At 66.4% G+C, this 13,393-nt stretch carries 12 protein-coding genes; 3 read left to right on the top strand and 9 right to left on the bottom strand.

Going from position 1 to position 13,393, the window contains the following annotated elements; all coding sequences use genetic code 11:
* Positions 1 to 15 precede the first annotated feature (15 nt).
* Positions 16 to 846 (top strand): SDR family oxidoreductase, encoded by an 831-nt coding sequence (locus ACGH48_RS00435; protein WP_396289773.1) that lies wholly within the window; start codon positions 16 to 18, stop codon positions 844 to 846.
* A gap of 60 nt (positions 847 to 906) precedes the next feature.
* Here the strand turns inward: ACGH48_RS00435 and ACGH48_RS00440 are convergent, their stop codons facing one another.
* The 4 genes from ACGH48_RS00440 to ACGH48_RS00455 form a co-directional block, all read right to left on the bottom strand.
* Positions 907 to 2,220, bottom strand: coding sequence for a CynX/NimT family MFS transporter (locus ACGH48_RS00440; protein ID WP_396289774.1), 1,314 nt, complete (start codon positions 2,218 to 2,220; stop codon positions 907 to 909).
* Positions 2,217 to 2,873 carry an HAD hydrolase-like protein gene (locus tag ACGH48_RS00445; RefSeq protein ID WP_396289775.1) on the bottom strand — a complete coding sequence of 219 codons (657 nt, stop codon included), beginning with the start codon at positions 2,871 to 2,873 and terminating at the stop codon, positions 2,217 to 2,219. Before ACGH48_RS00445 ends, ACGH48_RS00440 begins: the two co-directional genes overlap by 4 nt.
* 172 nt (positions 2,874 to 3,045) lie before the next feature.
* Positions 3,046 to 3,741: an endonuclease NucS gene (gene nucS, locus ACGH48_RS00450; protein WP_123311144.1), complete on the bottom strand. Its 696-nt coding sequence runs from the start codon at positions 3,739 to 3,741 to the stop codon at positions 3,046 to 3,048.
* A 9-nt stretch (positions 3,742 to 3,750) separates the two neighbouring features.
* Entirely contained in the window at positions 3,751 to 5,127 is a 1,377-nt protein-coding gene (locus tag ACGH48_RS00455; protein WP_396289776.1) for an MFS transporter, read from the bottom strand.
* Between the two features lie 92 nt (positions 5,128 to 5,219).
* On the opposite strand from ACGH48_RS00455, the gene ACGH48_RS00460 reads away from it, so the two are divergent.
* Positions 5,220 to 6,341, top strand: coding sequence for a LacI family DNA-binding transcriptional regulator (locus ACGH48_RS00460; protein WP_396289777.1), 1,122 nt, complete (start codon positions 5,220 to 5,222; stop codon positions 6,339 to 6,341).
* A 124-nt stretch (positions 6,342 to 6,465) separates the two neighbouring features.
* On the opposite strand, the gene ACGH48_RS00465 is transcribed toward ACGH48_RS00460, so the two are convergent.
* Both ACGH48_RS00465 and ACGH48_RS00470 read right to left on the bottom strand, forming a co-directional pair.
* A complete protein-coding gene (locus ACGH48_RS00465) occupies positions 6,466 to 7,134 on the bottom strand; it encodes a DUF2290 domain-containing protein (RefSeq protein ID WP_396289778.1) in 669 nt (222 codons plus the stop codon).
* A 5-nt stretch (positions 7,135 to 7,139) separates the two neighbouring features.
* Complete coding sequence (locus ACGH48_RS00470; RefSeq protein WP_396289779.1) at positions 7,140 to 9,296, bottom strand: DEAD/DEAH box helicase; 2,157 nt, start codon at positions 9,294 to 9,296, stop codon at positions 7,140 to 7,142.
* A 371-nt stretch (positions 9,297 to 9,667) separates the two neighbouring features.
* On the opposite strand from ACGH48_RS00470, the gene ACGH48_RS00475 reads away from it, so the two are divergent.
* Positions 9,668 to 9,853, top strand: a complete 186-nt coding sequence (locus ACGH48_RS00475; protein WP_396289780.1) for a hypothetical protein — start codon at positions 9,668 to 9,670, stop codon at positions 9,851 to 9,853.
* 229 nt (positions 9,854 to 10,082) lie between these two features.
* Here the strand turns inward: ACGH48_RS00475 and ACGH48_RS00480 are convergent, their stop codons facing one another.
* The 3 genes from ACGH48_RS00480 to ACGH48_RS00490 all read right to left on the bottom strand — a co-directional run bounded on the left by ACGH48_RS00480 (position 10,083) and on the right by ACGH48_RS00490 (position 13,369).
* Positions 10,083 to 10,562 (bottom strand): hypothetical protein, encoded by a 480-nt coding sequence (locus ACGH48_RS00480; protein WP_396289781.1) that lies wholly within the window; start codon positions 10,560 to 10,562, stop codon positions 10,083 to 10,085.
* 472 nt (positions 10,563 to 11,034) lie between these two features.
* A complete protein-coding gene (locus ACGH48_RS00485) occupies positions 11,035 to 11,553 on the bottom strand; it encodes a hypothetical protein (protein WP_396289782.1) in 519 nt (172 codons plus the stop codon).
* A 643-nt stretch (positions 11,554 to 12,196) separates the two neighbouring features.
* Positions 12,197 to 13,369 carry a lipopolysaccharide biosynthesis protein gene (locus tag ACGH48_RS00490; RefSeq protein ID WP_396289783.1) on the bottom strand — a complete coding sequence of 391 codons (1,173 nt, stop codon included), beginning with the start codon at positions 13,367 to 13,369 and terminating at the stop codon, positions 12,197 to 12,199.
* Positions 13,370 to 13,393 lie beyond the last annotated feature (24 nt).

Genomic DNA, 13,393 nt, shown 5'->3' on the forward strand with positions numbered 1-13,393 from the left:
ATCGAAGGAGCGACCATGACCATCGCCATCACCGGAGCGACCGGCAACATCGGAGGCGCCGTCGCACGCGCGCTCGCCGCGGACGGCGTGCCGTTCCGCATGATCGTGCGCGACGCTGCACGCGCCCCGGAGCTGCCCGGCGCCGAGGTCGCCGTCGCGACGTTCGCCGACGCCGAGGCGAGTCGTGCGGCGCTCGAGGGCGTCGACGTCCTCCTGATGGTGTCCGCTGCCGAGGCCGAGGACCGGCTCGACCAGCACCGCACGTTCGTCGCGGCGGCTGCCGCGGCCGGCGTCCGGCACGTCGTCTACACCTCGTTCCTCGGTGCGGCAGAGGACGCGACCTTCACCCTCGGGCGCGACCACTGGGCGACCGAGCAGGCGATCCGCGCGACCGACACGGCACACACGTTCCTGCGGGACAGCTTCTACCTGGACTTCGTCGAGGACCTCGTCGGTGAGGACGGCGTGATCCGCGGCCCCGCAGGCGACGGCGCCATGGCGGCGGTCGCCCGTGCGGACGTCGCACGGGTCGCGACCACCGTGCTGCGGGACCCGGGAGCGCACCTGGACCGCACGTACGAACTGACCGGGCCGGCAGCGATCACGCTGGCAGAGGCGGCTGCCGTGGTGTCCGAGGTCCGCGGCCGCACGGTGACCTACCACCCGGAGACTCTCGACGAGGCGTACGCGTCGCGGGCGCAGTGGAACCCCGAGCCGTGGCAGGCCGACGCGTGGGTGAGCACCTACACGGCGATCGCCGAGGGGGCCCTCGCGCACGTGTCCGGTGACGTCGAGCGGATCACGGGCCGGGCACCGATGTCGCTTCGCGAGGTGCTCGCCGGCTGACGGGCGCGCTGGCGGGACGCGGAAGCGCCGCGCCCCGCCGCGCAGCGGGGGCGGCGCCCCTCAGGAAACGCGACGCGCGGCGATCGTGCCGACGACCCCGAGTGTCAGGACCGACACGAGCACGACGAGCAGTGGTGCCGTCCAGTCTCCGGTCGCCCCGTGCAGCGCCCCGGCGACGAGCGGCCCGGCCGAGCCGAGCAGGTACCCGCCGCCCTGCACGAACGCGGACATCCGACGGGCATCGGCGTCACTCGAGACGATCCGCACGATCACGATGAAGATCACGGTGATGCCACCGCCCTGGGCTGCGCCGCCGAGCACCGACCACAGCAGCCAGAGCTGCGGGGCGAACAGCAGCCCGAGCGGCATCGCCAGCCACAGGAACCCGACGAGCGCGATGATCACCCGTGGGCGCCACCTCGTCGCGAGCAGCGGCACGCCGAGTGCACCGACCACGGCCAGGATCTGGAACACCGACGAGCTCGCCCCGGAGGACGCCTTCGAGAACCCGATCTCGTCGTGCAGCAGGGTCGGGATCCAGGCGGTCAGGGCGTAGTACGAGAACGCCTGCCCGCCGAACGCCAGCGTGAGACCCCACGTGATCAGCCGTCGCGCCGGGCGGACCGGCTCGGCGGCGGTCGCAGCAGCGGCTGCCGCAGCCCGCTCGGCGCGGATCGTCCGGATCGCCCCGGTGTCGAGCACCTGGTCGATCGGGCCGGTGATCGGCAGGGGCTCGTCGTCGTCGGAGCGCACCGGGCGGCGCCACGCGGCCCGCGCACCCACCGCGTACGTCCAGGCGAACCCGGCGATGACCGCGAAGACGGCCCACACGGCGATGGCGACGGGCCAGCCCCACAGCGCCGCCAGGGGAGCGGTCGCCAGCGAGGTGATCATCGACCCGACGTTGAGCGCCGACGTGTAGACGCCGGTGACGAGTCCGACGCGCTCCGGCGACGTGTCGCGCCGGATGACGACGGGGATCACCACGTTGCCGATCGTGATGCCGATGCCGATCACCGCGGTGCCGACGAGCAGCGCGGCGGACGACGGCATCGAGCGCACGACGGTGCCGGCGAGCACGATGACGAGCGACAGGGACACCGCGCGCTCGGGGTCGGCCTTCGCGATGACCCAGCTGGCGAACGGCGTGGCCAGGGCGAAGCAGAGCACGGGGATCGTCGTCAGCAACCCGGCGATCGTGGACGTCAGGCCGAGGTCGAGCCGGACGTCGCCGATGACCGGCGCCGTCGCGACGATCGGCCCACGGAAGTTCAGTGCGATGAGGACGATGGCGGCGGGCAGCACCCACGCGGCGGCACGCAGCCCCTGCCGCGTCGCGCCGGTCCGGCCAGCGCCGTCGGTCGCGCCCGTCACGGCAGCAGGATCGGGAGCAGGTCGAGCGGGGTGGCAGCGCTCGCGATGGTGCCCTCGGCCTCGGCGGGGGAGCCGTACCCCCACTCGGCGAAGACCACCGGGACGCCGTGCACCGTGGCACCCTCGACGTCGTGCACCCGGTCGCCGATCAGGACGGGACGGCTGGTGTCGAACCCGCGGGCGTGCAGGCGGCGCAGCGCTTCCTCGACCACGTCGGCCTTGCTCGACCGGACCTCGTCGTCGCTCGCGCCCGTGATGATGTCGATGTCCCCGGTGAGCCCGTAGTGCTCGAGGATGTAGGTCGCCGGCGTCTCGGGCTTGCTCGTCGCGGTCGAGATCGGCAGCCCGGCGTCGTGCAGTGTGCGCAGCACGACGTCGATGCCGGGGAACATCGTCGAGTCGAGGGCGCCGTGCGAGAAGTAGTGCTCCCGGTAGACGGCGAGTGTGTGCTCCGCCTGCTCCTCGTCCATGCCCATCGCGATCCGGAACGTGTCCATGATCGGCGGGCCGACGAAGGACATGAGCGTGTCGTGGTCGGGCACCGGGACGCCGACGGTGCGGAAGGTGTGCGTCAGGCTCTCGAGGATGCCCGGCGCGGAGTCGCTGATGGTGCCGTCGAGGTCGAACAGGATGGCGGAGAACGGGCTGGTCATGTCCTGTCCACCCTACCGGCGGCGGTCGACGGGACCACCCTGGTACGGACGCGGCGGGGCGGACGTGCGCCGGGCCTCCCGGTCGGGCGGAACCAGGTTCCGGACACAGCACCACGCGATTCCGCGGTTCCGTGTCCGGAACCTGGTTCCGGGGGGGGGGAGGGGGGAGCGCTCAGAACAGGCGGGTGTGCCCGCCCTCGATACCGCGCATCGCGTCGTAGTCGAGCACGAGGACGCGGATGCCGCGGTCCTCGGCGAGGGTGCGCGCCTGCGGCGCCACCGTCTGCGCCGCGAGCACGCCCTGCACCGGACGCAGGTGCGGGTCGCGGTTCATCAGCTCGAGGTACCGCGTGAGCTGCTCGACCGCGTCGATGTTGGCGTTGCGCTTCATCTCGACCGCGACGCTCGCCCCGGCGTCGTCGCGCGCCAGGATGTCGACCGGTCCGATGGCGGTCATGTACTCGCGACGGACCAGGGTGTGGCCGTCACCGAGCAGTTCGATCTGCTCCGCGAGGAGCTGCTGCAGGTGCGCCTCGACCCCGTCCTTGACCAGGCCCGGGTCGACGCCGAGGTCGTGGGTCTGGTCCGCGATGACCTCGTGGATGGACACGATCAGACGGTCCTGGGTCTTCTTCTGCGTCACCGTCCAGACCTCGGTGATGCCACCGACGGCCTGCTCCTCGTCGGGCTCGCTCATCTCGATCGAGCACGGCGGGCTCATCCAGTTCAGCGGCTTGTAGCTGCCACCGTCGGAGTGCACGAGCAGCGATCCGTCCGCCTTGAGCATGAGCAGACGGGTCGCGAGCGGCAGGTGGGCTGAGAGCCGTCCGGCGTAGTCGACGGAGCAGCGGGCGATGACGAGACGCACCCGGGAAGCCTAACGGGCGTCGCGTCCCGACCCGGACGGCGCGCTCGTTGCGCTGTCGGCGCTCGTCGCGCTGGTCGCGTCGGTGGCGCTCGTCACGTTGTCGGCGCTGTCGGCGCTGTCGGCCGGGAGGCGCGGCTCGCCCCCGCCGTGTCCGTCGCCACGCCCGCGGGTCGGCCGGGCGGCGGCGCCGGTCTCACGGGCGGCACCCGACGCGAGTCCCGCCGCGATGATGAACACGAAGACGACCAGGAGCGCACCGAGCAGTCCGACCTGCTCACCGAGGAACCCGATCAGCGGCGGCCCGGCCAGGAACGCCACGTACCCGATGGTGGCGACGGCGCTGACCTTGGCGGCTGCTGTGCGGGGGTCGTCGGCCGCGGCCGACATGCCCATCGGGAAGCCGAGGCTGGCACCGAGGCCCCAGAGCACGACACCGACGATCGCGAGCGGCACGTTGTCGATGAAGATGAGCATGCCGAGGCCGACGACCGCGACGGCAGCGCTGATCCGCAGGATCGGGACCCGACCGAACTTGTCGATCAGGGGGCTGCCGGCCACGCGGCCGACGGTCATCGCGGCGAGGAACACCGTGAGCACTCCGGCACCGGCGGCGTTGTCGAGCCCGTGGCCGTCGATCATCGCGAGCGGCAGCCAGTCGTTCGCGGAGCCCTCGGCCAACGCCATGCCGAGCACGATCACACCGATGAGGATCGTGGAGGGCTGCGCCCAGACCTGCCAGCGGGTGAGCGGCGTCGCGACCGGGCTGGTGTCGGTGGAGACCTGCTCCGCGAACCGGTGCTCGTCCTGGAACTTCGTGACGGCGACGAGCATGGCGGCGCTCGTGATGACGACCAGGACGATGAAGTGCAGGGAGACCGGGATCTCGAGCTTCTCGGCCAGGGCTCCGAGGCCCGCACCGGCGAGCGTGCCGAGGGAGAACGCTGCGTGGAACAGCGGCATGATCGTGCGCCCACCGGCCTTCTCGGCGGCGGCTCCGGAGACGTTCATCGACACGTCGCACAGGCCGTTGCCGAACCCGAAGGCGATCAGCGCGATCCAGATGGCGGCGAAGCCCCACTCGAGCGTGACCGCGATGCCGGCGAAGACCATGCCGAGTGCCAGGCAGGCGGCGGCCACCTGCACACCACGGCGCGCTCCGAGCTTCGCGACGATGTGGCCGGCGAAGGTCAGACCGGCGATCGAGCCGACGGCCATGCCGAGCACGAGCAGACCCATCTCGAAGGTGCTCGCCCCGAGGGAGTCGCGGACGCTCGGGATCCGGCCGAGCCACGTCGCGATGTCGAGCCCGGACAGGGTGAACACGACGAACACCGCGATGATCCAGGCCCTGGTGGTCGGAACGGTGCGGGAGGACGGCGTCGTCATGGTGGTCCCATCGTGCTTCGTTGCGTGTTCTGGTGCGTGCGTTGCGTCGATCGAATCGATTCGACCACTTGTTCCCGCTACGCTAACCGGCGATGGACGAACCGGCAACAACACCCGGCGCGTCGCCTTCCCGCGGCGGCGTCGCCCGTCCGTCGCGCCCGACGCTGGTCGCGGTCGCCCGTGCCGCGGGCGTCGCGCCGTCGACGGCCTCTCTCGCGTTCAGCGGCAGCGGCCCGGTGTCCGAGGACGCCAAGGCGCGCGTGCTCGCCGCCGCCGCGGAGCTCGGGTACGGCGGTCCCGATCCCCGTGCGCGTTCGCTCCGTCGAGGGCGTTCCGGCGTCATCGGTGTCGTCATGGACGAGCGTCTGAGCGATGCCTTCCGTGACCCCGTCAACGTCCTGACGCTCGACGGCATCGCCGAGGTCGCCGGGGCTGCGGGCGCTTCGCTCTTGCTGGTCCGGAGTCCGCTCGACGACGAACAGGGCGCCGGACCACTGGTCGATGCTCCGATGGACGCCGTCGTGCTCGTCGGGTGCAACGTCCGGATCGACCCGGCCGTCGCGGTGCTGCGGCGTCGGCAGATCCCCGTCGTCGCGATCGAGGCGGACGAGATCGAGGGCGCAGTCCCCGTCCAGCTCGACAACCGGGACGCCTCACGCCGTGCTGCGGAGTACCTGCAGGACCTCGGGCACGCCGCGGTCACCGTCGTGACGCTGCCGCTCGACGCTGCTCGTCGCCGGGGGCGCATCGACGACGACCGCTTCGCTTCGGGCATCGCGTTCACGACGCTCGAACGGCTCCGCGGTGTGCGCGAGGTCTACCCGTCGGCGGTCGCGATCGAGACGGCCGGGAGCTCGGTGGAAGAAGGACGCCTGGCTGGCGTCGAGCTGTTCGCCGCGGACGGCCCCCGACCGACCGCGGTGATTGCGCAGAGCGACCTGATCGCCGTCGGGGTGATCTCGGCCGCCCTCGATGCCGGACTCCGAGTGCCCGAGGACGTCAGTGTTGTCGGGTTCGACGGCATCACGGTGGACGACAGCCTGTTGCACCGGACCCCGATCCGACACCTGACCACACTCGTGCAGCCGTTCGTGCAGAAGGGCCAGGCTGCCGCCCGTGCTGCCCTGGCAATGCTCGAGGGGGCGGAGCCGCAGCCGGCGTCGTTCCGCTCGGAGCTGCGCGTGGGTGACACGACGGGGCCGCCGCCCGCGTAGACGCTTCTCAGAATCTTTAGCACCGTATCTGAGTGCCAAGAAGGATTGCGAGGGCCACACCTCGTCGCGTGCACCGCAGACCTCGAGAACACGCTCTCCTGGACTAGGCCTACGACGCCAGGACTCAAGGTAGGGCGATATGCGTCAGACCAGACTCATTGTGCGTAATCGTCCGCGGACTGGACAGGATTCTGGACGAGAAGCTCTCTTGGGGATGGTCGGGGGTCGAGTAGAAGCTCTGGAGAATGAAAGTGATGAACTCCGAGGGCAGAATTGCCCGTGTGACCGGCACCCGGCAATGCTGGTACTGCCCTAGCGTGACGTGCGAGACGGGGTGGGTGACGTCGCTAGCGACCCCCGGCCGCGCATCGAAGTCAAAGCGAATGGGTACCGGCATTACTTGATGGCCTACAATATCGACAAAGTGGTTCTCACCGAAGTAAAGTTCCGGATCATTCTGGTACGGTTCGAGGTCCGGCGCCGGGAGATAAGCCAGGCGATGCTGTTCGATCCCGGCTCGTCCGCCGGCGTAACTGAACTGAATCAACGCCCCGTCTAACATGTGAAGAGTGTAATTGCCGCTTGTCGCAAGCTCTTCGTATACTTCTGCGTATGGCTGCTTTTTCAGCGCTACGCTCATGTCCGCGCCGGATTGGGCGACGCGCCACCGGCGCCCGGCGTGCTGGGTCATAACAGAGACGTTCTGATCGTCGACCATTCCCAGTTCCACCAAGCGCACAGTGAGCCGGGAAATTTCCTTCACGAGGTCGATCGCTATTGCGGCACTCGCCATTTTGTTCAGGCTCCTGGCCCGATAATCTTGCGAAGTTCCTCGAGAACACCAGGGTCGAGGTCCTCCATGAACACTTCGCCGTTGCTGAGCCCATTGAGGACTCCGCGGAGAGATTTCTCTGCGTCCGTGATAGTGCCCTCCGCCGCCCGGCTCATTTCGCGGTGCACGATTCGTAGACGGGCAAGTTGTGACTCGGTGGGGTAAGTAAAACGAAGTTCAAAGTTGGCCTGAGCAACGGCGTCTAGCTCTTCGGATAGGGTGTCCATCGTAGGTCCTACTCCGCAGACTCTGACCCAAGCCTTGCTGCGCGTGATAGCGGTAAAGAGACGATTACGTACCACGGCCTGATTGGACCTTTTGTCCAGCTCTTCCTCAGCGTTCACGATGTACACCATGCCAGCCTCGTTCCCCTTAGCGCGGTTGATTCCCGTGAAGGTAATAGAGTCCTTATTAGTCGCGAAGAATACGTCGGCGGACGAATCGACACCCGCGATGTGGTTCTCTACTCCAAGTTCAAGGAGAATGCGGCGGAGGGGCCCCAGCCTGTTTCGTGCCGTAAAAGGATTGGGACTGATGACCATGATGTCGTCGTGACGGAGCTCATCGTCCTCAAGGTTCTTCTTAATTTGCTCCGCGACCCACTTGTTCTGGTCCTCCGGAGTGTTGAATCCGTGAAACTCGATCAAATCAGCGAATGAAGAATGGTCCTCAAGGAATTTGGGGCTCGAATCGGGCGAACGCGCGAGACTGACCTGTGCGCCAGAGTTGAGTTCACCGTCAGTGACGTGGTACCCAATATCCCGCCACCGGTCAGGTTTACCGAACATCTGTACCAGGCCAGTACCGGTCTGAGGTTCGGGCGATCGATAAACTCCGAAGCCTACGGCGTGGGCGGCAACTAGCACAGGGCGCGAGTTCCGGTAGCACCTTTCGAGAACTACATCTCGCCTAGCGCCCAGGTCGTACGCGGTAGCCGCAAGCGAAACGCGGGGATGACCACCTTTGTCCTTGCCGAAGATGACTTCCGGCTCAGGCACGCCGGATCCGGTCAAGCTTTGAAGCTCGTCATAGGCATAGACCAGTCGGCGCGATTCGCTGAGCATCTCGTAACACATTTGTAGGAACGCAGGTGGGAAGTCCTGCGCCTCATCGACCAGGATGACGTCATAGACTGCTTTAGGGTCATTAACTTGGCTAAGTGCGTGCTTAACAGCTCCATCGAACGCGTCTCCGCCGAAAGCTGCCTTTGCCGACTGGAGATCGTAATAGATGAGATCATTAACATCGCAAAATTGCTTGTATATTCCAGACCTGTCTGGACCTCCGCGTCCTCCCCAAGCGTTCACAACATGAACTCGACTCCAGTCAGGCTCAGCCGCGTTCTGCTCGATACAGAAAGCTGTGATGAGTCGTTTGAATTGGTCCTTTAGCGATCGAGTGTAAAAAGTGACTGCGATTCGCCAGTCGGGATGGCGCCCATGAAGATAGGCGACCTTTAGGGCAAGAATGATTGTCTTGCCTGACCCCGCGAGCCCTCGGATGCGTTGAACGCCGTCAACGGTCTCGACGACAGCCCTCTGCTGGCCACTGTCGAGAGTAGCGATAGAATTCTCAAGGGCGAGTAGCCTCGCACCACGAGAAGTATCATCACTGATAACCCGTGTCTGTCGCCCGCGGCGGATGGACGAGACGCTCTGCGCTGCTGATGTCAGCTTTCGATACGTCTCTTGGTCAAGATTTTCTTCTTCTAGGTCCGACAACCGATGCAGTAGTGTGTCGGAATCGGCGACGAGGTCGGGAAGCCCCGTGGACCCGGTCTTGACGCCTGGAGCAAAGGTGAGAATCTGCGGCTCGGTCACGAGCTTACGCTTCTGCACGAGGCTGCGATTCTGCATAAGCCGTGAATGATAAAGCCGGTATATGTCGTCTTGTCGCTGTTCAAAAGCGCCAAGGCTCGTCCCCTCGACAACGTCAAACAGGACCGCGCCATAGCGTTGTGACAGCCAGAGAGCTTCAGGAGTTGCCTCGTCGGCGTCGCCGCCGAGGTTCGGATAGCCGACTATGAGGTCGCCCTCAAGAAGCGGTTCATTCGCGAGGATGCGTGTGAGCTCGTCGACCGCGGCGGGTTTGGTGGTCGTTCCCCGTACGACATTTATTGCCATGCGCCGATACTAGTCTCGTTCCAGCGGAAAACGTTGCGCTTAGTTCGTGGATGAGCGCCGTCCTCCGCCGGACGGCCTCAAGCCTTGTGGTAGGACGAGTGGCTGTCGCCTCCTGCATAGTCAGAGGAGCTGGGCTGGTCTGCCGGGCGTCAAGAAGGGACCCTGTGATCTGGGGTGGTGCGCCACGCTGCGAGAGCTGACCCAGGGTCGGGGCAGACAGGAACCGGCGAGGTAGGAACCGGGGAGGCAGGAACGAGTGCGGTGGGACGGGAGCTCGGGCGGATAGTTACCGCTCGTCGCGCTTCCGCGGCCGGCGTGAGGAGGCTCAAGTGAAGGACCTCTCGCGCTGACCGTCTGCCGCCGAAGGATCGGTGGCGCGCGTTGCTGAATCTCGTATCAACTTTCAGGCGCGCGATGAGGGCGCAGTCATCTCGACATCGATCGCGGAGCGGGTGCTCGACGCCGATTCGGTTTTTCCCGGCTCAGGTTGTGCTGTGCCGGGCAGCCTCGGTTTGTGGGTTGGTGACGGATCTGGCTGTTCCGGCGTCTTCGATTGACGGACTGTTCGCCCACGGCGCGGCCTATGCTTCTGTCGTGCCGTTGACTACGACAATCTGCATCTTGTGCTCCGACCCCGACTCCGCTCCGAGCGCGTTCGAGATCTGGGCGAGCTTGATTGTGCCAACCATTATCGGCTTGGCTTCCGCTGGAGTTGCCATCGCAGCGGTGATCGTGGCCCGACGCTCCAACCGGTTTGCGCAAGCCGCGACTGAAGCTGCCCAGCGCTCAAATGAGCTGGCGGAGCGCGCCAACCGGCTCGAAGAGATGCGAGACCTTCGCTTTACGGAGGCGGATACACGAGCAGAAAGGCAAGCGTTCGCGGATCAGTGGATAGATCAAATCCGAGCGCTGGCTTTTGCGCTTCGGCGAGACCGTGACCGCGTTGTTGAGAGCGATGCTTACGCTGAAGTCGGTCGACTCAAGGTCGAGGGCAATGTCCGTAAATTGGGTTTTCCTGCCGCGTCCGTTGTTAAGCTCTTGTTCAAGGGCGCGGATGCTCATGTGGGTGAGATCGTCGTAGCTCAGGCAGTTGCGGCTGCTTCGGCGATGATCCATCGGTGGGTGCGGTCGCCAGGTGGCGTTGAAGTTGCCGAGAGAGAAGCGTTCCGGTGGCTCGAAGCCCGCATCGAGGAGGCTAAAGGGCGAATGGCCCGCGGCGAAAAGCTTTATTGACCGTTGTTCGCGGGCCCGAGTCTGCGAAGTCACGCCCTCATGGTGCCGGCGGGTCGGAGTGGGCGTACACCGACCCCTCCATCGTCACCAGGTTCACTGCACTCCGGACCTAGAACACAGTGGTCCGACCCGTAACTCTTTGAGATGGTCCGAGTACCGCCATGACCACCGTTCTGACTACGAACCCGGTGACCGGACCGGGCGCGACCTGGCGTGAACGTCGAACTGCCCGAGGTGCGCCTCGCTGTGCTCCTCAATTGACTCGACGTTCGCAGCTCGAGACTCTCATGCTGTCGCGTCGGCCATGCATGCGTGATCGCGGAGCGTCACGACCACACCCACTCGTCAACGCTCACAGACTGGTTTGCAATCAAGTAGCCGCACCAAATAGGTGACGTCCTGACTAGTTCTGTTCGAGGCTCGGCTGTCTTGCGGCTCCGAGCGGGAGGGTCCGAACCCATACAGACGCTTCCGGGGCACTCGAGGACAAAGTCCACGGTAAACTTCAGCCGAGGCTCTCCCATTCTCGTTGATAGTCCTCGGATGTTTCTCTCAGCATGTCAATCCTGTGTGGAGCGAAGGCGTCGTCGCCGATGATCAACACGCTCCCTTTTCGGACTACGGCGAACGCAGCTTCGAGTGCTGGGTCGACTTGTTGGGCAGCCAAACCGACGGCTGTCTCAGTGATTAGTTGTTCGGTCGGGGTCAGGGTCTGCTCCGGGAAGTGCAGATGAGCCGCGATTGCGGAGCCACGGGCAGCCTCGAGCAGTAGGTGGAGCCGCAAGCTGGCTAGGCTGTCGCCTGTCTCGGGATCTATGACTACGACGTTCCGCTGGGGCCTGCGGGCAGTGGTGACATCGAGGTCATCGAGAATTTTTGTCATACCCGGTGCGGCCGCGCGATAGCTGTCCGCCATCCGCGCGGGCGCGGTCTCATGGGCGCTTGCGAGAGCGCTGCCCCGCCGGCCCGCGTTTACGAAGTCGATCGCACTCGTCAGAAAGCGCTGGTAGACGAACGCAAACACGCGACTGTCCGCTGGCGCACTGACCTGAGCTTTGTCTTCCGCTACGTGGGTCCTTCGACCAGTCGCTTTCGCCCGCGCGAAGGCCCGGAGGTGAGAGAGCGAAGGTATATGACGGTCCACTGGCATGGGATCTCCGTTGATCGGCTCTGTTGCGAGCGGCGGTGTGTGCCGAGAAACCTACTGGGGAGGTGCGACGCTACCTAGTGCTTTCGTGGCTGTTCTTGCGCCAGTCGGAGCGCTCCAGCGCGGAAGGGGCACCCGCAGGACAAGATCGCGGCGAGTGACGCGAGAGGTGGTCCCTAGAAGACCCCAACTCCGCGGGCCCCTCCGGAGGAAATCTCGAGGCAGTCTCACTCATCGATGAGGCCGGAAATAGAGGGGTCAGAGCGTGACAACCCACTCCTATGGCTGGGTGGGTACCTGAAGCATTGGTGACCTCCTGGCGATCGACAGCACGTTAGGCGTGGTCGCCAGGGCTTTGGATAGTAAGTCGTAACGTCCAGGCGAGTGGGGTTACGTCCGAGGTAGGTGCCTAAGAACTGTCGCTGCATAGACCGCTAGCGCCTCGTACATTGGACCCCTTGTGAATGACGAGCCCAGTGGCGCTGGGGAATCCGACGCGGCCGACCGGCTCCTGTCGAGCTCACCGCCGCCGCACCCCGAGCCTCACCACCGCAATCAGGTTCACCGCACTCCCGACCAGGAACCCCGTCGTCCCACCCGCGACACCAGCGACCGGTCCGAGCACCGCCATGAGCCCAGCACCGACGACGAACCCGGCGACCGAAGCCAGGGCGACCTGGCGTGAGCGTCCAGCGGCGAGCAACAATGCCGCTGGCACGAGCCCGACGGTGAACACCCACACCGCGACCATCAGGTACCGCAGGTCGGCGACGGCAGCTGTGCCCTCGGCGGGGTAGACGATCGGCAGGAACCACCCGGCGAGCAGCGCCACCAGCCCGAACACGACGGCGGACGCTGCCGCGAACCCGACGACGAGCACCAGCGCCCCGCGTGACCGCAGCGAGCCACCGTCGGTCCGGTGCGCGAACGCCGGCACGAGCACCTGTCCCAGCGCCTGCCCGAGCATCGACGCCGGCGTCGCCAGGGTGAAGGCAGCCGCGTAGACACCGGCGTCGTGCGCCGACGAGGTCACCTGCGCCGAGATCATCGTCAACTGCAGCAGCCCGTTCGAGGTCACCACCGCCAGCACGTTCCACGCCGCGAACCCGAGCACCCCGGCGGCGGGCTCGCGCGAAGCAGGCGCGAAGCCGTTGCCCCGCGGCCAGCACGCGATCGCGAACACCGTGTACCCGATGGCCAGCGGCAGCAGCACGAACGGCTCGAGCCGGGTGACGCACGCGACGACGAGCAACCCGAGCGCCAGCACGCTCGTCACGGAGTCCCACAGCGCGACCCGCGGCGCCCGGTCGTAGCCGAGCTGCGCACCGCGGGCGTAGCAGTAGAGGCCGTAGCCGACGACGACCGCGGCACCACCGAGCACCATCCCGGGGCCGTTGCCCCAGGCCAGCGCGATCGGCACGGTGACCGCGGCGAGCACCACGCTCGACACCAACATCGAGACCCCGAGCAGCCGGTTCACCGCGGCGTCCGACCGCCGACCCCGCAGCGCGATCGCCAGGAACCGCGACGCGGTGTTGCCCGCGGCGTTCGGCCAGAGCAGGGCGACGAACACCGACAGGGACAACAGCGCCGTGGTCTGCCCGAGAGTCTCGGTGCCGAACACCCGACCGACGACGACGGTCAGGAGCAGCTTCGCGACGCCCTGCACCCCGATGCCGACCGTGGCGAGCACGGCCGAGGACGCCACAGACGACGA

This window comes from Curtobacterium pomorum (assembly GCF_044497295.1).
Taxonomy (GTDB): Bacteria; Actinomycetota; Actinomycetes; order Actinomycetales; family Microbacteriaceae; genus Curtobacterium.

What these genes read in the sequence shown, in the direction of transcription:
- ACGH48_RS00435 (WP_396289773.1), top strand. Translation starts at nt 16, where the DNA reads ATGACCATCGCCATCACCGGAGCGACCGGCAACATCGGAGGCGCCGTC.
- ACGH48_RS00445 (WP_396289775.1), bottom strand. Translation starts at nt 2,873, where the DNA reads ATGACCAGCCCGTTCTCCGCCATCCTGTTCGACCTCGACGGCACCATC.
- ACGH48_RS00455 (WP_396289776.1), bottom strand. Translation starts at nt 5,127, where the DNA reads ATGACGACGCCGTCCTCCCGCACCGTTCCGACCACCAGGGCCTGGATC.
- ACGH48_RS00460 (WP_396289777.1), top strand. Translation starts at nt 5,220, where the DNA reads ATGGACGAACCGGCAACAACACCCGGCGCGTCGCCTTCCCGCGGCGGC.
- ACGH48_RS00465 (WP_396289778.1), bottom strand. Translation starts at nt 7,134, where the DNA reads ATGGCGAGTGCCGCAATAGCGATCGACCTCGTGAAGGAAATTTCCCGG.
- ACGH48_RS00470 (WP_396289779.1), bottom strand. Translation starts at nt 9,296, where the DNA reads ATGGCAATAAATGTCGTACGGGGAACGACCACCAAACCCGCCGCGGTC.